Origin of the sequence: Agarivorans sp. Alg241-V36, assembly GCF_900537085.1 — a bacterium.
In the GTDB taxonomy this organism is placed as follows: domain Bacteria; phylum Pseudomonadota; class Gammaproteobacteria; order Enterobacterales; family Celerinatantimonadaceae; genus Agarivorans.
The window spans coordinates 23,325-41,972 of the sequence record NZ_UNRE01000009.1; the positions used below are offsets into that span (position 1 = coordinate 23,325).

General features: G+C 46.2%; 18 protein-coding genes and 3 tRNA genes. 5 read left to right on the plus strand and 16 right to left on the minus strand.

Annotated elements, in window-relative coordinates; all coding sequences use genetic code 11:
• The first annotated feature begins 128 nt into the window (after nucleotides 1–128).
• Nucleotides 129–1,100 carry an octaprenyl diphosphate synthase gene (ispB, locus tag G6R11_RS18450; RefSeq protein WP_163134534.1) on the plus strand — a complete coding sequence of 324 codons (972 nt, stop codon included), beginning with the start codon at nucleotides 129–131 and terminating at the stop codon, nucleotides 1,098–1,100.
• A gap of 67 nt (nucleotides 1,101–1,167) precedes the next feature.
• Here ispB and G6R11_RS18455 read toward each other — a convergent pair whose 3' ends face one another.
• The 11 genes from G6R11_RS18455 to G6R11_RS18505 form a co-directional block, all read right to left on the minus strand.
• Nucleotides 1,168–2,463 carry an adenylosuccinate synthase gene (locus G6R11_RS18455; protein ID WP_163134535.1) on the minus strand — a complete coding sequence of 432 codons (1,296 nt, stop codon included), beginning with the start codon at nucleotides 2,461–2,463 and terminating at the stop codon, nucleotides 1,168–1,170.
• Between the two features lie 87 nt (nucleotides 2,464–2,550).
• Nucleotides 2,551–2,739: a DUF2065 domain-containing protein gene (locus tag G6R11_RS21990; protein ID WP_163134536.1), complete on the minus strand. Its 189-nt coding sequence runs from the start codon at nucleotides 2,737–2,739 to the stop codon at nucleotides 2,551–2,553.
• A gap of 32 nt (nucleotides 2,740–2,771) precedes the next feature.
• Nucleotides 2,772–3,647, minus strand: coding sequence for a protease modulator HflC (gene hflC, locus G6R11_RS18465; protein ID WP_163134537.1), 876 nt, complete (start codon nucleotides 3,645–3,647; stop codon nucleotides 2,772–2,774).
• Between the two features lie 3 nt (nucleotides 3,648–3,650).
• Complete coding sequence (hflK, locus tag G6R11_RS18470) at nucleotides 3,651–4,838, minus strand: FtsH protease activity modulator HflK (RefSeq protein ID WP_163134538.1); 1,188 nt, start codon at nucleotides 4,836–4,838, stop codon at nucleotides 3,651–3,653.
• Nucleotides 4,839–4,866: 28 nt separating this feature from the next.
• The gene (gene hflX / locus G6R11_RS18475) at nucleotides 4,867–6,159 is read right to left on the minus strand and encodes a ribosome rescue GTPase HflX (protein WP_163134539.1); all 1,293 of its coding nucleotides are present in this window, start codon (nucleotides 6,157–6,159) and stop codon (nucleotides 4,867–4,869) included.
• A 49-nt stretch (nucleotides 6,160–6,208) separates the two neighbouring features.
• A complete protein-coding gene (gene hfq, locus G6R11_RS18480) occupies nucleotides 6,209–6,457 on the minus strand; it encodes an RNA chaperone Hfq (RefSeq protein WP_016403748.1) in 249 nt (82 codons plus the stop codon).
• Nucleotides 6,458–6,543: 86 nt separating this feature from the next.
• The gene (miaA, locus tag G6R11_RS18485) at nucleotides 6,544–7,470 is read right to left on the minus strand and encodes a tRNA (adenosine(37)-N6)-dimethylallyltransferase MiaA (RefSeq protein ID WP_163134540.1); all 927 of its coding nucleotides are present in this window, start codon (nucleotides 7,468–7,470) and stop codon (nucleotides 6,544–6,546) included.
• Entirely contained in the window at nucleotides 7,463–9,307 is a 1,845-nt protein-coding gene (gene mutL, locus G6R11_RS18490) for a DNA mismatch repair endonuclease MutL (RefSeq protein ID WP_163134541.1), read from the minus strand. The genes miaA and mutL overlap by 8 nt, the downstream gene beginning before the upstream one ends.
• Nucleotides 9,308–9,311: 4 nt before the next feature.
• Complete coding sequence (locus G6R11_RS18495) at nucleotides 9,312–10,661, minus strand: N-acetylmuramoyl-L-alanine amidase (RefSeq protein ID WP_163134542.1); 1,350 nt, start codon at nucleotides 10,659–10,661, stop codon at nucleotides 9,312–9,314.
• Complete coding sequence (tsaE, locus tag G6R11_RS18500; RefSeq protein ID WP_163134543.1) at nucleotides 10,651–11,121, minus strand: tRNA (adenosine(37)-N6)-threonylcarbamoyltransferase complex ATPase subunit type 1 TsaE; 471 nt, start codon at nucleotides 11,119–11,121, stop codon at nucleotides 10,651–10,653. The genes G6R11_RS18495 and tsaE overlap by 11 nt, the downstream gene beginning before the upstream one ends.
• Nucleotides 11,121–12,641, minus strand: coding sequence for an NAD(P)H-hydrate dehydratase (locus tag G6R11_RS18505; RefSeq protein ID WP_163134544.1), 1,521 nt, complete (start codon nucleotides 12,639–12,641; stop codon nucleotides 11,121–11,123). Before G6R11_RS18505 ends, tsaE begins: the two co-directional genes overlap by 1 nt.
• Here G6R11_RS18505 and queG point away from each other — a divergent pair.
• Together queG and ppgK are read left to right on the plus strand one after the other, a co-directional pair.
• On the plus strand, nucleotides 12,640–13,773 hold the full coding sequence (gene queG, locus G6R11_RS18510) for a tRNA epoxyqueuosine(34) reductase QueG (protein ID WP_163134545.1): 1,134 nt from the start codon (nucleotides 12,640–12,642) through the stop codon (nucleotides 13,771–13,773). The two genes, G6R11_RS18505 and queG, sit on opposite strands and share 2 nt — an antisense overlap.
• Nucleotides 13,774–13,832: 59 nt before the next feature.
• Complete coding sequence (ppgK, locus tag G6R11_RS18515; protein ID WP_163134546.1) at nucleotides 13,833–14,570, plus strand: polyphosphate--glucose phosphotransferase; 738 nt, start codon at nucleotides 13,833–13,835, stop codon at nucleotides 14,568–14,570.
• Here ppgK and G6R11_RS18520 read toward each other — a convergent pair whose 3' ends face one another.
• The 5 genes from G6R11_RS18520 to orn form a co-directional block, all read right to left on the minus strand.
• Nucleotides 14,571–15,290, minus strand: coding sequence for a DNA alkylation repair protein (locus tag G6R11_RS18520; protein ID WP_163134547.1), 720 nt, complete (start codon nucleotides 15,288–15,290; stop codon nucleotides 14,571–14,573).
• A gap of 130 nt (nucleotides 15,291–15,420) precedes the next feature.
• A tRNA-Gly gene (locus tag G6R11_RS18525) sits at nucleotides 15,421–15,496 on the minus strand.
• A gap of 92 nt (nucleotides 15,497–15,588) precedes the next feature.
• Nucleotides 15,589–15,664 (minus strand) — tRNA-Gly (locus G6R11_RS18530).
• A gap of 55 nt (nucleotides 15,665–15,719) precedes the next feature.
• A tRNA-Gly gene (locus G6R11_RS18535) sits at nucleotides 15,720–15,795 on the minus strand.
• Between the two features lie 227 nt (nucleotides 15,796–16,022).
• Nucleotides 16,023–16,577, minus strand: a complete 555-nt coding sequence (gene orn / locus G6R11_RS18540) for an oligoribonuclease (protein WP_163134548.1) — start codon at nucleotides 16,575–16,577, stop codon at nucleotides 16,023–16,025.
• Between the two features lie 93 nt (nucleotides 16,578–16,670).
• On the opposite strand from orn, the gene rsgA reads away from it, so the two are divergent.
• The gene (gene rsgA / locus G6R11_RS18545) at nucleotides 16,671–17,711 is read left to right on the plus strand and encodes a small ribosomal subunit biogenesis GTPase RsgA (protein WP_163134549.1); all 1,041 of its coding nucleotides are present in this window, start codon (nucleotides 16,671–16,673) and stop codon (nucleotides 17,709–17,711) included.
• Between the two features lie 28 nt (nucleotides 17,712–17,739).
• Nucleotides 17,740–18,594, plus strand: coding sequence for an archaetidylserine decarboxylase (gene asd, locus G6R11_RS18550; protein WP_163134550.1), 855 nt, complete (start codon nucleotides 17,740–17,742; stop codon nucleotides 18,592–18,594).
• Nucleotides 18,595–18,648 lie beyond the last annotated feature (54 nt).

The window sequence follows — 18,648 nt, forward strand, 5'->3', positions numbered from 1 at the left end:
AAATCACGCAAGGCCAAGAATTTTAACCCGTGAAAGCTGCTTAAACCAAGGAATTGAGATACTATTAACGCATTAAATTATCACCCTAATATTGCTGAATCATCGGCATCAACCTCTAATAAGAAATTATGCAATTGGATGCGATAAAAAAGCTGTCTGATCAAGACATGTCTGCAGTAAACGAGTTGATCTTTAAAGAACTCGAATCAGATGTGGCCCTCATCAACCAAATCTCTTTTTATATTGTAAATAGCGGCGGCAAAAGGATCCGACCTTTGCTAACGGTATTGGCTGCGCGAGCTTTAGCTTATCAGCAAGATCAACACATCAAACTTGCCGCCATCATTGAATTTATCCATACCTCTACCTTGCTACACGATGACGTAGTCGATGAATCTGAACTGCGCCGCGGTAAAGATACTGCTAATGCCCGCTTTGGTAATGCAGCTAGCGTATTGGTAGGAGACTTCCTTTATTCGCGCTCTTTCCAGTTAATGACCCAATTACAAAACCTTAAGGTAATGGACATACTGGCAGACGCGACCAATGTGATCGCCGAAGGAGAAGTATTACAGCTGATTAACTGTAATGATCCCGACACTGATGAAGCGCGCTACTTTGAAGTTATTTACTGTAAAACCGCCAAGTTATTTGAAGCCGCTACTCGTTTGGCTGCAGTCATCGGTGAGCAAAGCGCTGAGGTTGAGCTAGCCATGCAAAACTACGGCAAATATCTTGGCACTGCTTTCCAGATTATGGATGACGTACTAGATTATGTAGCAGACCAAGCAGAGATGGGTAAAAACGTTGGTGATGACCTCGCAGAAGGCAAGCCTACCCTACCGCTTATCTATGCAATGGAACAAGCTGAGCCAAGCGATAAGACGCTTATCAGCGAAGCTATTAAGCAAGGTGGCTCTCGCGACCAGCTGGAGGCTATTTTAGCGATTCTCGATAAGACCAAGGCGCTGGATTATTGTCGCGAGCGAGCAGCCCAAGAAGCGCAAAAAGCCATTGACGCTTTAAGCATCATTGCAGACAGTGACTACAAACAAGCGCTTATGAGCCTTGCTAATATCGCTGCCGACCGCGCTGCTTAAATAACTTAAGAACAACAAATACAAAAAAGGCTGCCTAAGGGCAGCCTTTTTATTAGCACGTCGCTAATTAAGCAAATGGATGGCGTAGAATAATAGTTTCTACACGATCTGGGCCCGTTGAAATAATATCAACCGGTACTTCCAATAACTCTTCGATACGCGCAATGTAGTTTAAGGCTGCTTGTGGCAACTGCTCACGGGCTGTCACACCAAAGGTGTTCTCTGACCAACCAGGCATTGATTCATAGACAGGCTCAGCTACTTCATAACCTTCTGCGGCCATCGGTGGTACAGTAAGCAAATCGCCATTTGGCATTTTGTAGCCAGTACAAATTTTAAGTTCTTCCAAACCGTCTAGTACATCTAGCTTGGTTAAACATAAACCCGAAAGGCTATTAATTTGTACCGCACGACGCATTGTTACTGCATCTAACCAGCCACAACGACGTTTACGGCCAGTAGTAGCACCGAACTCATGGCCTTTCACACCTAAGTGCTGGCCAATGTCATCATCTAGCTCTGTTGGGAAAGGACCAGAACCCACACGCGTGGTGTAAGCTTTAGTAATACCCAAAACATAATCTAGGTGGCAAGGACCAAAACCACTACCGGTAGCAACACCACCCGCAGTAGTGTTTGATGAGGTAACAAACGGATAGGTACCGTGGTCAATGTCTAATAGTGTGCCTTGAGCACCTTCAAACATGATTGAGTCACCACGACGACGCGCTTGATCTAGCAAGTCGGTTACGTCGGTTACCATGGCGGTAATCACTGGCGCCATCTTAGTCATTTGCTCAAGCACTTCTTCATAACTTACGCTTGGCGCGTCATAGTAATGATTAAGCTGGAAGTTATGGTATTCCATCACTTCTTTTAGCTTGGTTGCAAATTGCTCCATATCGAATAAGTCGCCAACACGTAATCCGCGACGAGCAACTTTATCTTCATAAGCAGGACCAATACCACGACCAGTAGTACCAATAGCGTTTTTACCACGCGCTTTTTCGCGCGCCATGTCTAAGGCAACATGATAAGGCAAAATTAGAGGACAAGCTTCACTGATCACCAAACGTTCTTTTACAGGAACGCCGCGCTCTTCGAGCATAGCCATTTCTTTAAATAACGCATCAGGTGCTAATACCACGCCATTACCAATTACACAGGTAACGTTATCGCGAAGTACACCAGATGGTATTAAGTGGAGGACAGTTTTTTCACCGTCAATAACTAAGGTATGACCAGCATTGTGACCGCCTTGATAGCGCACCACATAGCTTGATTTGTCGGTAAGTAAGTCTACGATCTTACCCTTGCCTTCGTCTCCCCATTGGGAGCCAAGGATCACTACGTTCTTTCCCATTGTCTTTTGTCGTCTCAGTTAAAAAGCGATTCTAGCAGAAATCGGACAGTCAAGGGGTGCATGTTATACCGATTTTATGTGCCAAGGTCAAAGATTAATCACATACAAGAGTATAATAGAAACACCCACTAAGCCGAGGCCAATTTGCCGAATATTACTCGCTGGCGCTTCCGATATTGTTTTTAGTAGACGTTTCCAACGCTTAGGAAACAATAAAGGCCCTAGGCCTTCAATAAGGCACACTAGAGCCAATGCAAGTAATACAGAATCTGTCATAAAAAAGCCCAGCGTTAACTGGGCCCTCAGTATTAAGGTTTCGCAGGTTCTTTCATATAACGGAAGAATTCGCTATCTGGCTCTAACACCATTACGTCTCCGCCGTTATCGAAACTGGTGCGATAAGCCATTAAGCTACGCCAGAACTTGTAGAACTCAGGGTTCTTGGTGTAAGCGTCAGCATAAACTTTAGCGGCTGTTGCATCACCATTACCACGCATTTCTCGGCCACGCTTATCGGCATCAGCCAAAAGTACATTCACGCGACGGTCAACATTAGCACGAATAATTTCGGCTTGTTCTTGACCCTGCGAACGGTGCTCTTTAGCTACCGCCAAACGTTCTGCACGCATCCGTTGGTAAATACTGCTACTCACTTCATCAGGCAAGTTAATTTGCTTAATGCGCACGTCAGTAACTTCAATACCAATCTCAGAAGAACGCGCCATACGTTTAAGCGCGTCTTCCATTACTTGACCACGTTCACCAGATACAATGTCACGAATAGTTCGCGCACCAATCTCACTGCGTAGACCGTTATTGATTTTACGGGTTAACAGAGACTCAGCTTGTAACACAGAACCACCGGTTGAAAGGTAGAACTGTGAAAAATCTGCAATTCGCCATTTAACGTAAGAATCAATGATTAAGTCTTTTTTCTCAGACGTTACAAAACGGTCAGCGTTACCATCTAAGGTTTGAATTCGAGCGTCCAGTGTGCGCACAGAATCAATAAATGGAACCTTAAACTGCAAACCCGGTGGGTAAACTTTGGTTGCGCCATCATCGGTACGTTTTACTTTACCAAACTGAATAACAATACCGCGTTCGCCTTCATTCACTACAAATACCGACGAGTAACCCACTAACAAGGCTAAAATAATGCCAAAAATAGCTAATTGTTTCATGGCTTAGTTTCTCCCCGAACTAGAGCGGTCACTGCTTCGAATAGACGAAGGGCGCGACGGAATCGAGCTAGCAGGCTCTGAACTTATAGTAGATGATTTACTGCTCGAGCTAGATTTGCGTTGAGTAGGCTGCTGGCCTTGCTCCATTAGCTTGTCGATAGGCAAGTAAAGCATGTTGCTGTTGTTTGATGCATCAATCAACACTTTGTTCGACTTAGCGTAAATCTCTTCCATCGTTTCTAGGTATAAACGGTGGCGAGTTACGTCTGGCGCATTTTCGTACTCAGGAAGCAATTGTTCAAAACGAGCCACTTCACCTTGTGCACGCAATACAATTTGCTCTTGGTAACCTTGGGCTTCTTGCTCAATACGCTGAACTCGACCACGTGCTCGTGGTTCAATTTCACGTTGATAGGCTTCAGCTTCACGAATGAAACGCTGCTCATCTTCTTGTGCAGAAATGGCGTCATCAAAGGCGTCTTTTACTTCCTCTGGCGGACGAGCCGGAAGGAAGTTAACGTCAACCACTTCAATACCTAAGTTATAAGGTTCGATGATTTTATTTAACAGCTCTTCGGTCTCGCTACGCACAACTTCACGACCAGTGGTTAAAATATCATCCATGGTGGTGTGACCAATTACGTAACGTAAAGCACTGTCGGTAGCTTGTGCCAAGCTATCATCTGGCGCGGTTACACTGAACAGGTAAGCATGTGGACGAACTACTTTGTACTGCACGTCCATTTCAACACGCACTACGTTTTCGTCTTCAGTCAGCATAAAGCCCGACGCAGGTAATGAGCGAATAGCCTCTACGTTCACTGGAATAACTTCTTGAACAAAGGTCGCTTTCCAGTTCAAACCAGAATCTACCAAGCCTGATTCGGGATCGTATTTACCAAAGGTAAGAATTACGCCCTTTTCCGCTTCTTTTATTGTGTAGAAACCGCTTGCTACCCAAATAACAGCCAAGATGACTACTACTACAGCAATGCCAAAACCACTCACACCACCGCTGCTGCCACCAGATGATGGCTTTTTACCACCACCAAAAATGCCACCAAACTTACGGCTTAGCTTAGTAATTACTTCATCTAAATCAGGTGGACCCTGATTACCATTCTTATTGTTATTGCCCCAAGGGTCACGGTCACCGCCGCCACCTTTGTTGCCAGGCTCATTCCAGGCCATCTGTGTCTCCAGAAATTAAAGTTAATGCCTACTCACATTGAGCAATAAAACTTTCCAAACTATGGTCGAACTGTTTATCCAACCGTTGCCACGCAATAGCATCGAGTCGAATATCTATAACGATATTTCCTTCATCGTCTAAACGTTCACCTGCTACGCAGTCTAACTGATACAAACGACTACGCAAGCGCCCTTCACTGGGCGGTAAACGCAAAGTGTGGTTAACCATGTCACCAACTAAACGTTCGCTGATTGCCTTAAACAATAAAGGCAAACCTTCTCCCGTTAACGCCGATACCCACACTTTTTGGGGTAAACCCTGGTCATCACGCTCAATACGTGGACTCATATCTGGGTGCTGATCTACTTTATTGTAGACCTGCAGGAAAGGTATCTCTCCTGCTCCAATCTCTTCTAATACTACCTCAACCTGTTCAACGTTTTCAGCCATTCTTTCATCACTACAATCAATCACATGTAATAATAGCTGGGCTTCACGGGTTTCGGTTAGGGTGGCTTTAAATGCCGCCACCAAATCATGAGGTAGGTGGCGAATAAATCCCACAGTATCGGCAAGAATTACCTTACCTACATCCTCAATATCAATTTTCCGCAACGTTGGGTCTAGTGTGGCAAACAGCTGATCAGCTGCATACACCTTAGATTCGGTAATTCGATTAAACAAGGTTGATTTACCAGCATTGGTATAGCCCGCTAAAGAAACAGTGGGTAACTCGGCGCGTTGCCTTGCTCGCCTGCCCTGCTCTCGTTGCTTGCCCACTTTTTCTAAACGCTGTTGAATTTGTTTAATACGCGCGCGTAATAAACGTCGATCGGTTTCTAACTGAGTTTCACCCGGACCACGTAAACCAATGCCGCCCTTTTGTCTTTCTAAGTGAGTCCAGCCGCGAATTAATCGGGTCGACATATGGCGCAACTGCGCTAACTCAACTTGCAACTTACCTTCGTGGGTTCGCGCTCGTTGGGCAAAAATATCTAAAATGAGGGTGGTACGATCTAGCACCCGCGCCTCACAGAGCATTTCTAGATTTCGCTCTTGTGCTGGCGATAAAGCGTGATTAAAAATGATCACATCCGCTTGGGCACTTTTCACTAATTCTGCGATTTCTTCTGCTTTTCCGGCACCTACAAAGTACTTAGGGTGGGGAGAAACTCGGCTACCGGTGATGGTAGCCACCGCATTTACGCCTGCAGAGCTGACTAACATTTTCAGCTCTTCCAGGTCTTCTCGCTCATCTTCGTCATTAAAGTTTACATGTACTAAGATGGCTTGTTCACCTGCTTCGTAACGGTCAAACAAGCTATTTTACTCCTTGGCACTTACCAAGGCTGATAAGCCTTCGCAAATGCTATTCGTCGTTCTTCGAGTCGTCAGATACTGGGGTATGGTGCGGAACAGCGCGAGCTGGCACCACAGTAGAGATAGCATGTTTGTATACCATCTGGCTGACAGTGTTCTTCAACAAGATGACAAACTGATCAAATGATTCAACTTGGCCTTGCAACTTAATACCGTTTACTAAATAAATTGAAACGGGAATACGCTCACGTCGTAACGCATTCAAAAATGGGTCTTGTAATGATTGCCCCTTCGCCATGTTATTGTTCCTTTTTTCTTATTAATTAATTGGCATAGATCAAATTCGATTATATACCACTAACTTGGAGCCTTATAGCGACAATTTCAAGTATCACTTAGCGAATTAGTAATTATTTTGTTATTTCTTGGATCACCACTCTGTAACCAAGTGAGATTTGACCAGCTTTTTAGCCAATTCATTTGTTTTTTAGCCAGTTGCCGCGTAGCCACTACGCCTCGAAACACCATTTCATCATAATCCATCTCACCACTAAGGTATTGCCACATTTGGCGATAGCCTACGCTCCGCATTGATGGCAAAGATAAATCGAGATCCCCTCTTTGCATCAGCGATTGGACCTCGGCTTCAAAGCCAAGTTCCAGCATCATCTTAAATCGCACTTCTATTAGATGGTGTAGTTGGGCTTTTTCTTTCGGCGCAATCGCAAACTGATGGATCTTATAAGGTAATTTGGCAATCGGTTGATTGTTAATCTCGGTCAGTGACTGTCCGGTTAAGCGATATACTTCAACCGCCCTCATTAAGCGCTGATGATCATTTACGTTGATCCGAGCTGCGCTAGTAGGATCATATTGGCTAAGTTCCTGATGCAAACTCTCCCAAGAACTGTTTGCGGCTTGCTGCTGAATTTCGCTACGCAAAGCAGCGTCAGCTTCAGGCAAATCGGCAATGCCATCCACTAAGGCTTTAAAGTACAGCATGGTGCCGCCCACCAGCAGTGGGATATTGCCACGAGCATGAATGGCATCAATTTGTTTTAGAACGTCTTGGCGAAAATCAGCGGCTGAATACACCTCGGTAGGATCGCAAATATCAACCAAGGCATGCGGAGCTTGCTGCTGTTCTTCAGCAGTGGGCTTAGCAGTACCAATGTCCATACCACGATAGATAAGCGCCGAATCCACACTAACTAGTTCGGCACCCATTTGCTGATGAAGCTGAATAGCCAAAGCAGTTTTGCCAGAGGCGGTAGGCCCCATTAGGGTAATCACCGGCAGATTGTTACTCATGATTAAAACCCTCAATACAGCTGCTTAAGTCTACTGCTCGCCATATATGCTTAGGCAGTTGATTAGCATCGTAACTATGCAGTTGCTGACTTAGCTCTATCGCTTGCTGCCAACTGTACTCATTGGGTTTATTTTGTAACTTAATGAGACCACTGAGCAATGCCTCGGCTTGCTGCCATTCAGACTCGGGAAGCTGACTCATAGCCATTAAAAGGCTAGGGATTAACTGAGCAAAGTCCGCTTTGCGTATCAGTTTAGGCACTTGAGCAACAATAATTTGCTGCTTATTAGCAATGTTAAATACAAAACCTATACGCCTCAGCGCTTCTTGCTGTTGGTTAAGTAACAGATGCATTGGTTCATCTAAAGCCAGTTTTAATGGCAGTAGTAAAGGAACGCTATCTAAGCCTTGCGGCCACTGCTGCATAGCTTGGGTATAAGCCAAGTGTTGTTGGCAAGCCCAAAGATCTAGCAATAACAGCTTCTCGCCATTTCGCGCTAACAAATAGGTATTTTCAACTAAATACAAAGGATAAAGCCCGTCCGTTTGCGGCTTAAAACTAACAGCGCTTGTCGGGCTAGTAGACTCTGCGCTGGCAACTGGGCTAGAGAAATCGGCAGTACTGCTCAACCACTGATGATTAGCCGATAACTCTGAGGCTCGCGGCTTATCGGCTCGTTGTAAGCTTGACTGATAACTCTGACGGCCTTCGCTCACTCTCGGCGTCGCAGGGGCAGCGCTGGTGTATCCATGGCCAACAGGCTCTAGTGGTTGAGCGAACATTTCGTTTGCCGGTTCATCTTGGGAAACCGGCAGTTCGCCAGTGTGATTATGAGCTGGTATTTTGCTTAAGGCAGATGCTAATACTTGAACGATATAGTCATGCACTAAGCGTGCTTGGTGAAAGCGCACTTCGTGTTTTGCTGGATGCACATTTACATCAACCTGATCGAGTGGCAACTCCAGAAACAATACGTAACTGGCATATTGCTCATCTGGCAAATACGCCGCAAAAGCTTGGCGAATAGCGTGTTGCAGTAACTTGTCGCGCATCATTCGGCCGTTAACATAAAAATACTGCTGGTCGTTTTGTGCGCGAGCCACTTCTGGTAAGCCTAGCCAACCATGCAAACGCAACTGGTCATGTTGATTGTCTAGATGCAAACAGTGGTTAGCAAAAGGGGCGCCCAATACTGTGCTTACCCGTTTCAGCTGCTTATCCAAATCAGTGGCTATGCGATACTGCCGGATTAATTTGCCATTGTGCTTTAGGCTTAATGCCACATCAAAACGGCTTAAGGCCAAACGCTTCAACAACTCATCAATGTGTGAAAACTCTGTTTTCTCGGTGCGTAAAAACTTGCGCCGAGCAGGCGTATTGAAAAATAAATCCAGAACTTCTAGCGAGCTGCCAACAGGGTGAGCACAGGGTTGCAAACTAACTTGCATGTCGCGGCCGGCAGCTTGGGCTTGCCAAGCTTGTTCTTGTTCGGCCGTGCGAGAACTTAAACTTAAGCGAGATACCGAGCTAATACTCGCTAAAGCTTCGCCGCGAAAGCCCAAGGTGGCAATGGCACTTAAATCATCTAGGCTGTCGATTTTGCTGGTTGCATGGCGACTTAGCGCCAAGCCCAGCTGGTCTTTGGCAATGCCACTGCCGTTATCGCGAATTAAAATACGCTTCGCGCCACCTTTATCAATTTCGATATCGATTCGAGTAGCGCCAGCATCAAGGCAGTTTTCTATCAGCTCTTTAACTACTGAAGCCGGGCGTTCAACCACTTCTCCAGCAGCAATTTGGTTAGCCAGCTGTGCTGGCAATATTTGAATAGGCATTGAGTTAACTATTTGGGATGGTCAGCACTTGACCAATGCGCAAGGTATTGGAAGTTAGTTTGTTAGCCTTTTTCAAGCCTGCAACACTAGTATTGTAACGTGCCGCCAATACCGACAAAGACTCGCCTTTTCTTACCGTATGTTTACGCACCCCATAGGTTTGCGCATACAAGGTGCCAGCTAAAGGCTTAGCGCGGTAATGGGCTTTAATGCCTTTCACTACCGCCTTAGCAATCTTTTCTTGATGGTTACCGGTTTTAAGCAACTTCTCTTCTTTGTGGTTAGTGATAAAGCCAGCTTCAACCAAAATAGAAGGAATATCGGGCGACTTTAGTACCGCAAGGCTGGCATGTTCAGGGCGCTTTTTATGTAGCGAAGTCACTTTGCCTAACTCCGACAATACTTTTTTCGCCACTTCATAAGCGGTATTCATTGAGTAGTCCATCTGCATATCAATCAAGGCAAAGTTAAGGTGAGCATCATTTTCTACACTGCCCATTACTTCACCCACACCGCCAAGCAAATCTGATTCAGCTTCATGCTGCTCTAAATGACGACCTACTTCACTTTTAGCACGGCGTGTAGATACAACCCACACGGAGGCACCTTTTGGTTGCGAGGAAGTGAATCCGTCGGCATGAATCGAAACTAGGAAATCGGCTTTATTTTTACGGGCAATTTTCGAGCGCTTATTTAGGTTAACAAAGTAGTCACCTTCGCGAATTAACACAGCTTTTAAGCCCGGCTCTTGGTTTATTAGGCGCTGAGCGCGCTTAGCAATCGCCAAGGTAATGTGTTTTTCGTAAGTTCTTTTGTTGCCAATCGCACCGGGGTCTTCACCGCCGTGGCCAGCGTCGATAGCAATAATAATGTCGCGATTGCCGGCTAACTGTTGCTGAGTTTTAGCTTTAGAAATCTGCTGCTGTTGCTTTTTAATTTGCGCGCTACCGGCTTTGTCTGGCAGGTCGATGACTAAGCGATGGCCATAGTTTCCAGTTGGTTTAAGGGCGAACACCGTAGGATTAACCGCTTGCGATAACTCGATAACTAAGCGGTAATCGCTTTTGGCCTTTGGAGTACTGGCGCGAATTTTTTTCACCAAGTCACCCGATAAAGGCACCTTGCTCAAATCGCTGCGCATTTTACTGTTTGATAAGTCTAAAACTAAGCGGTTTGGTTTGCTTAAATTGAAATGGCTAAACTCCGGTGCTCCAGATAAATCCAATACGATACGGGTATTGTCAGGGCCGCTCCAAACACGCACACCCGATACATCGCTGCTGGCCATTGCCAGCCCACAAAGTAAATACAATCCTAAGCCTATCCAGCGGCTTAATTTAAAACTACCCAGCATCTTGACTCAACCACTCCACTACTTTTTGTCCCTGCTCGCTCAATGCTTTAACTTCAGCACTGCGCCGCTCACCTCGGTAAGCTAACTCAACCAGCAAGTCTGCCGCTGGTAAAAAGCCTTGGCCCTTTTCAGGCCACTCCACCAAACACAAACAATCGTCGGCAAAGTAATCACGAATACCAATAAATTCTAGTTCTTCTGGGTCGGCCAAACGGTATAAATCAAAATGATTAACTCGCCAATCACCCAGTTCATAAGGTTCAACCAAGGTGTAAGTAGGACTTTTCACCTTACCCTTATGGCCTTTCCCTTGAATAAAACCACGGGTTAAAGTGGTTTTTCCAGCGCCTAAATCACCTTCTAAATAAATAACAGATGCCTGCTGACAGGCCTTAGCAAGAAGTTCCCCTAAAGCCACTGTTTGCTCTGCATCTGCTAATTCAATATGCCACGTTTTCATTACAATTTTGGATTCACTAGTTGTCTTATAAAAGGCATTAGATCTGAGGCCAGCATGCCTCTTTCTCCCTGTTCTGCAGCTCTATCTGCAGCCATACCATGAATACATACCCCGAGGCAGGCGATATCAAACAATGAATGCTTGGCTGCAAATTGGGCGATTAAGCCGCCGATTATACCAGACAAAACATCTCCCATCCCGCCCGAAGCCATGCCGGGGTTACCTACGCTACAAATTCTCACTTGGCCTTGCTCGCCAGCCACAATGGTGCCAGCACCTTTTAGCACACATACGCCGCCATAACGGCGCTGAATGTTTTGGGCTGCAGCTATTCTATCAGCTTCTATTTCCGCTACAGAGCAATTCAATAAACGCGCTGCCTCGCCGGGATGCGGCGTTAATACCCACTGCTTAAGCTGCATCGGTGCTTTTGCCAAAAGGTTAAGTGCATCGGCATCTACTAAGCAGGCGGTGTCCTCACTTAGTACTGATGAAAACAAGGCTTGCGCCCATTCATCCTGCCCTAAACCTGGGCCAATCACTTTGCAGCTTGCCTGGGCTAAGCACCAATCGAGCTGCTGAAGAGAATCAACTGCCACTGCTGCAACCATTAACTCGGGGCGGCCGGTGCTCACAACAAACTGATTTTGCGCCTGAGTAAATACATTCACCAAGCCAGCACCGGTGCGTAAACTTGCTTCCGCAGCCATACGAATGGCGCCGGCCATTCCCACATTGCCGCCAACTAGAGCCACTCGACCACAACTGCCCTTATGCGCTGTTTTGGCTCTAGGTGCGAGCATCGAGCCTAGCTGAGCATAATCAGCTCGGCTAACTGCAGTTGTATTTTGCTGCTCGAATAAGTCACTTAGCCCCAAACCGGCAAAAACCAATTTGCCCACATACTCAGGCGCTTGTCCGGTAAATAAACCTTGCTTAGCAGCGATAAAACAAATGGTAGCGCTGGCTTTTATTGCACAACCTAATAACTTTCCCGTATCGGCAGATAAACCTGAGGGTAAATCTAAGGCAAGCACTGGCACACCGCTTTGATTAACTTGAGCGAACAGTGCTTGCAATGGCGCGCGCACCTCACTGTTTAAGCCAATGCCCAAAACACCATCAACAATTACATCACAAGACCAATCAAATTGTTTATTAAGATCAAGCTGCCCGCCTTCAGCTTGCCAGGCCGCTAGGGCTTGCTGCGCTTCGCTAGGTATACGTTCTAAGTCACCTAGCGCAAGCACCCTTACCTGTTTACCTGCTTGTTTAGCCAATCGCGCAACCACCAAGGCGTCTCCACCGTTGTTGCCGCCACCGGCTAAGATTAAAATATGCGTCGCATCAGGCCATTTGCATTGCAGCAGTTTAAAGGCAGCCAAACCTGCTTGTTCCATTAAAGAGTACAAGCTAATACCCTGCTGGTGAGCCAGCACTGCTTCTTGATGTTTCACCACTTCGGCGCGCCATAAACTCTGTGGTAAACTGTGCGAAAACAATCGGTGCTCTGGAGCCATGTCCCTACTATCCGAAATAGACCTAAAACAGCTGGTTCAACATATCAAGCTAACCGCTAAATCGCTAGGTTTTCAACAGATCGGCATAACAGATGTGGATCTCAGTCAACATCACCAAGATGTTGAGCAATGGCTAGCAAAAAACTATCACGGAGAAATGGACTATTTAGCCCGTAACCTAGAGCTTCGCAAACACCCAGAGCAGCTGCATGAAGGCACCCAACGAATCATTTCGGTGCGCATGGATTACCTACCGGAAGACGCTAAATTTGCCCAAAGCCTTAGCGCTAGCGATCAAGCCTATATTAGCCGTTATGCGCTAGGGCGTGATTACCATAAACTAATGCGCAAGCGGCTAAATCAACTGGGTAAAGCAATTAACGATTACTGCCAACAACAGCTCAACATGCGGCCATTTGTCGATTCAGCCCCAGTAATGGAGCGCCAACTGGCCACCAAAGCAGGTTTAGGTTGGACCGGTAAACACAGCTTAATTATCAACCAAGACGCCGGTTCGTGGTTTTTCTTAGGTGAGCTCTTTGTTGATATACCCCTGCCCATCGACCAACCAGTTAACGAGCAATGTGGCGATTGTGTTGCCTGCATCACCATTTGCCCCACCCAAGCCATTGTAGAACCCTATCAAGTGGATGCGCGTCGCTGCATTTCTTATCTCACCATTGAATACGATGGGATCATTGATGAAGAATTACGGCCGCTAATGGGCAATCGCATATATGGCTGCGACGATTGCCAGCTCACCTGCCCATGGAATCGTTATGCCCAACTCACTCAAGAAGCCGACTTTGCAGCAAGAGAGCAGTTAGACCAACCCACCCTGCTTGCTTTGTTTGCATGGACCGAAGAAGAGTTCCTCAAGAAAACCGAAGGCTCACCTATTCGACGTATTGGCTACCAACAGTGGCTACGTAATATTGCTATTGCCTTGGGCAACGCTACCTACTCCCAACAAGCCATTGACGAACTCAACGGTAAACAGGGGCTAGAAGCGGTTGCCCAACACCATGTTGACTGGGCAATAGAGCAGCAACAAAACAAAGCGGCAAAAGCTTCTCGCAAAACTGCCCGTTTGATCCGTATTATAGAAAAAGGATTAACTCGCGATGCGTAATGCATCAGTAGAATAAGTTCTGTTACACTTTTTAAGAACAAATAAAATGGAAGCAGCTCATGCACTTACTTGGCGTTGATATTGGTGGCACCGGCATAAAGGCAGCCATCGTAGACTCTACAACTGGCGAGCTTATTAGCGAACGCCACCGCATTGCCACCCCACAACCTGCCACTCCCGAAGCAGTAGCCCACAGCTTAAAGCAAATGGTTGAGCATTTTGCTTGGCAAGGCCCTATTGGTTGCGGCTTTCCTGCAACGGTTCACCACGGGGTTGCGCAAACTGCCTCTAATATTGATAAAAGCTGGATTGGCACCAACGTTGAGGCCTTATTCGCTGAGTATACCGACTGCCCATGTTACGTAGTAAATGATGCCGATGCAGCAGGTATGGCTGAAATGGCCTTTGGTGCGGGCCAGCAACACCAAGGTGTGGTAGTGATTATTACCGTAGGCACCGGCTTAGGCAGTGCAGTATTTGTAAATGGCGAACTGCTTCCCAACACCGAGTTTGGCCATATTATTCTAGAAGGACGGGTAGCCGAACACTACGCCAGCGCCAGAGTCCGTGAAGCAGAAGAGCTAAGCTGGAAAAAATGGGGCAAGCGTTTCAACCTGTACCTACAGCGCCTCGAGTTTTTAATGTCGCCCGACTGCTTCATTATTGGTGGCGGTGCCAGTAAAAAATTCGAAAAGTACCAAACCCAGCTGGACCTAAAAGCCGAAGCATTACCTGCGCAAGGTTTAAACCAAGCAGGCATTGTTGGCGCAGCCATGTACGCCCAGCATCAAAGTTAATTAAGACTCGACAATAGAGCCGCTTAAATAAGATTGGCGAAGCGGCTCGTCAAAATGCTCAATGCTATAACGCAGCAACTCTCTAGGCAGGACGCTAAGGTGCTGTTGTAAAAATGCCTCTACTGCAGGCTTATTTCTCTTGGCTAGCTCTCTGAGCATCCACCCCACAGCTTTGTGCATTAAAGGGTGAGAATGGGTATGAAAACGCTTAGCTAACGCAATGGTAATATCAACGTCATCTTGGCGAATGTAGTAAAAACAACTCACCATCGCAATGCGCTGCTGCCACATGCTGGTACTGCTAGCAAGTTGCTCGAGCAGTTTCCAGTCTTGATGCTGCCAGATAAAAGGCCCAACAATTTTGGGGGCGGAACAGTCAACTAAATCCCAGTTATTGACATACTTAATGTAACGCTGGTAAAACGCCAACACCGCTTGTTGCTCGTCATCAGATTTAGCTTTTTGATAATGCTGACACATAACTACCAGAGCAAAAAAGCGCTCCTCATGAAAAGCAGAACAGATTAAATCTGGAAGCAGTTCAAGAGATAAAGGATAGGTTTTAGCAACTTTTCTTGTGTTAGGGACCCGAATACCTAAGAACTGATCACCTTCGCCGTAACCACCGGGTAATGCTTGAAAAAACGTCGGTAAAAAGGCGGCCTTTTCTGGCTCGGCATATTCGCGTAAGGCCTTTTTAACCTGCTTGACTTGTTCCATCACCCACCTTTTGTGGTAAACGAAATGCCTGTTCCAAGCATTAGCTTAAACCACCCACAACATCTTAGTTCACAAATCACTAAACAGTAGGCAAAAAAAAGCCCCGCATAAATGATGCAGGGCTTTAATTTGGAGCGGCACATCAGGTTCGAACTGATGACCTCAACCTTGGCAAGGTTGCGCTCTACCAACTGAGCTAGTGCCGCTTAAACTTTATCACTATTTAGTGCCGTGTAATTCGGCTCTGAGCTAGTGTTACTCAACTTTAACTACTTGGTATTAGTTAAAGCTTAAAATTTGGAGCGGCACATCAGGTTCGAACTGATGACCTCAACCTTGGCAAGGTTGCGCTCTACCAACTGAGCTAGTGCCGCTTAATCTTTCTTAAAACTAACTTTAACTACTTGGTATTAGTTAAAGCTTAAAATTTGGAGCGGCACATCAGGTTCGAACTGATGACCTCAACCTTGGCAAGGTTGCGCTCTACCAACTGAGCTAGTGCCGCTTAATCTTTATCACTATTTAGTATGTTGAGAGCTTAACCAAAGGTTGCGCTACTCTTTATATCCACACTGAGCTAGTGCCGCTCAATTCTTTGTCACCGATAAAAGTAACAAGCCTAAACTGTCTCAAGGCTGTGCCTTCACGTTGTTTAGGGCTGCGAATTATACGAGGAAATTTTGCCTTTGCAAGAGCTGTAAAAGAAAAATTTGCAGCTCTTAAACTGTTTGTTTAGTTTTCGCCCAGTTTAAAGAAGGTTTTTTGATAGTGCTGCATTTCCGCAATCGATTCTCGAATGTCGTCTAGCGCGAGATGGGTGCCACTTTTAGTGAAGCCATCTAGAATCTCAGGCTGCCAACGACGAGCCAATTCTTTCACCGTGCTCACATCAATATTTCGATAATGGAAGAATTGCTCAAGCTCAGGCAAATACTGGTGCATAAAGCGACGGTCTTGGCCAATGCTATTACCACACATTGGTGATACCCCTTTAGGTACCCATTGCTTAATAAACTCAATAGTTTGTTCAGCAGCTTGCTGTTCGTTAATAGTGCTAGCACGCACTCGGTCAACTAAACCAGAACCAGTATGAGTTGTTGTACACCACTCATCCATGCCCGCCAACACCTCATCAGTTTGGTGCACAGCTATCACTGGCCCTTCTGCGAGAATGTTTAATTGAGCATCGGTAATAATCGTCGCGATCTCTAAAACGCGATCAGTCATGGGCTCGAGACCAGTCATCTCCATATCAACCCAAACTAAGTTCTGTTCACTAACAGTCATGTTGACCCTATTTATATTTCGGAAATATTTTCCGCAAATCTTTGATAAGCGGTATCATAGCGATTTATTACACTTACTTGAATAGCAGTTTTCGTGACAAAGAGAAAGAAACTGAGCCAAGGTCAGCTTCGCCGTGTGCGCAGCAACCAAGAAAAGCGCTTAAAAAAACAAGATAGCCACCAATGGTTAGATAACCAATTGGGCCCTCAACAAGAGGGAACTATCATTAGCCGCTTCGGTCAACATGCCGATGTGGAAGCCAGCAATGGAGAAGTGTTCCGTTGTAATATGCGCCGTTCAGTAGGCTCTTTAGTTAGCGGAGATGAAGTAGTTTGGCGTGCTGGCAACGAAGAGCAATCTGGCATACGCGGGGTAATTGAAGCCTGTCACGAGCGTCGTTCAGTGCTTACTCGCCCCGATTTCTACGATGGCATTAAAGCCATTGCTGCCAATATCGACCAGGTTGTTATTGTGTCTGCGGTACTCCCCGAGTTTTCCACCAGCATTGTTGATCGCTATTTAGTTGCCGTTGAAGATGTTGATCTTGAACCGATTATTCTGCTGAATAAAGTTGATTTACTTGATGCAGAACAGCGCAGCGTTATAGAAGCACAGCTCAAAAATTATCAGCAGCTCGGCTACAAAGTGATTTACGCCAGCACCAAACAAGCCGAAGGGCTAGATGATTTAAGCCAGCAGTTAAGCAACAAAACCAGCATCTTTGTTGGTCAGTCTGGCGTGGGTAAAAGCTCATTGGTAAATAGCCTGCTACCAGAGCAGAGCATAGATACCAAAGAAGTCTCAGAGATGTCAGGGCTTGGTCAGCACACCACCACCACCGCTCGCTTATATCACTTGCTTTGTGGCGGGCGCTTAATTGATTCCCCTGGGGTTCGAGAGTTTCAGCTATGGCATCTTGAAAAAGACCGAGTAGCTTGGGGCTTTATCGAATTTCGCCCTTGGCTAAATCAATGCCGTTTTCGTGACTGCAAGCACCAAGGAGATCCTGGTTGCGCAATGCAAGAAGCGATAGACTCTGGCAAAATTTCGCAACAACGTTTCGACAGCTACCAGCGTATTCTTGAAACGATGGAAAGTAACAAACCTTCTCGGGCTATCCCCGGAAAGAAATAATCAAACCAATAAACAACGAGAACTTAGCGTGTTAGACAAAATTAAAGTTGCTGCCCAGTACTGCTTTCCTCAACATGGTTTATCCCGTTTAGTGGGGAAACTTGCTCAAGCCGAGGCTGGTAAGTTGACCCATTGGGTAATTAAAAAGTTCATTAATCGCTATCAAGTAGACATGAACGATGCGGTGCACAGTGAACCCAGCGCTTATTCAAGCTTTAACGCGTTTTTTACCCGCCCCTTAAAGCCGGGTGCCCGCCCTATTGTTGAGGGTGACAATAACTTAGCTCATCCTGTGGATGGCGCGGTAAGCCAGTTAGGGCCTATTCAGCATGGTCAACTGATTCAAGCCAAAGGCCATGACTACAGTGCCCGTGAACTGCTCGGCGGAGATAAAGCCTTAGCCGAAGAATTTAGCGACGGTGACTTTGCCACCATCTACTTAGCCCCCAAAGACTACCACCGCATTCACATGCCTTGTAAAGGTAAGCTGCGTAAAATGGTCTACGTGCCAGGGCAACTGTTCTCGGTTAACCCTCTCACTGCTGCTAACGTACCAAACCTGTTTGCCCGCAACGAACGGGTAGTGGCAATTTTTGATACCGAGTTCGGCCCCATGGCCATGGTATTAGTAGGCGCCACCATTGTGGCCAGCATAGAAACCATTTGGTCGGGTACAGTAACGCCGCCAGGTGGCAAACAAGTATTCACTTGGGATTACCAAGACCAAGAAATTAGCTTAGACAAAGGCGCAGAAATGGGCCGCTTTAAATTGGGCTCTACCGTAGTGATGCTGTTTGCTAAAGACGCCATAGAATTCGAACAGTCACTCGCGCCAACAGTCCCTACCGTAATGGGCACTCACTTTGCGACTAAAGCAAAATAGCCACCGCAAGCCTTGGTAAATCTTTGCCAAGGCTTATTCAATTCTGCTTATTAT

What these genes read in the sequence shown, in the direction of transcription:
- ispB (WP_163134534.1), top strand. Translation starts at nt 129, where the DNA reads ATGCAATTGGATGCGATAAAAAAGCTGTCTGATCAAGACATGTCTGCA.
- G6R11_RS18455 (WP_163134535.1), bottom strand. Translation starts at nt 2,463, where the DNA reads ATGGGAAAGAACGTAGTGATCCTTGGCTCCCAATGGGGAGACGAAGGC.
- G6R11_RS21990 (WP_163134536.1), bottom strand. Translation starts at nt 2,739, where the DNA reads ATGACAGATTCTGTATTACTTGCATTGGCTCTAGTGTGCCTTATTGAA.
- hflC (WP_163134537.1), bottom strand. Translation starts at nt 3,647, where the DNA reads ATGAAACAATTAGCTATTTTTGGCATTATTTTAGCCTTGTTAGTGGGT.
- hflK (WP_163134538.1), bottom strand. Translation starts at nt 4,838, where the DNA reads ATGGCCTGGAATGAGCCTGGCAACAAAGGTGGCGGCGGTGACCGTGAC.
- hfq (WP_016403748.1), bottom strand. Translation starts at nt 6,457, where the DNA reads ATGGCGAAGGGGCAATCATTACAAGACCCATTTTTGAATGCGTTACGA.
- miaA (WP_163134540.1), bottom strand. Translation starts at nt 7,470, where the DNA reads ATGAGTAACAATCTGCCGGTGATTACCCTAATGGGGCCTACCGCCTCT.
- mutL (WP_163134541.1), bottom strand. Translation starts at nt 9,307, where the DNA reads ATGCCTATTCAAATATTGCCAGCACAGCTGGCTAACCAAATTGCTGCT.
- G6R11_RS18495 (WP_163134542.1), bottom strand. Translation starts at nt 10,661, where the DNA reads ATGCTGGGTAGTTTTAAATTAAGCCGCTGGATAGGCTTAGGATTGTAT.
- tsaE (WP_163134543.1), bottom strand. Translation starts at nt 11,121, where the DNA reads ATGAAAACGTGGCATATTGAATTAGCAGATGCAGAGCAAACAGTGGCT.
- queG (WP_163134545.1), top strand. Translation starts at nt 12,640, where the DNA reads ATGTCCCTACTATCCGAAATAGACCTAAAACAGCTGGTTCAACATATC.
- G6R11_RS18505 (WP_163134544.1), bottom strand. Translation starts at nt 12,641, where the DNA reads ATGGCTCCAGAGCACCGATTGTTTTCGCACAGTTTACCACAGAGTTTA.
- ppgK (WP_163134546.1), top strand. Translation starts at nt 13,833, where the DNA reads ATGCACTTACTTGGCGTTGATATTGGTGGCACCGGCATAAAGGCAGCC.
- G6R11_RS18520 (WP_163134547.1), bottom strand. Translation starts at nt 15,290, where the DNA reads ATGGAACAAGTCAAGCAGGTTAAAAAGGCCTTACGCGAATATGCCGAG.
- orn (WP_163134548.1), bottom strand. Translation starts at nt 16,577, where the DNA reads ATGACTGTTAGTGAACAGAACTTAGTTTGGGTTGATATGGAGATGACT.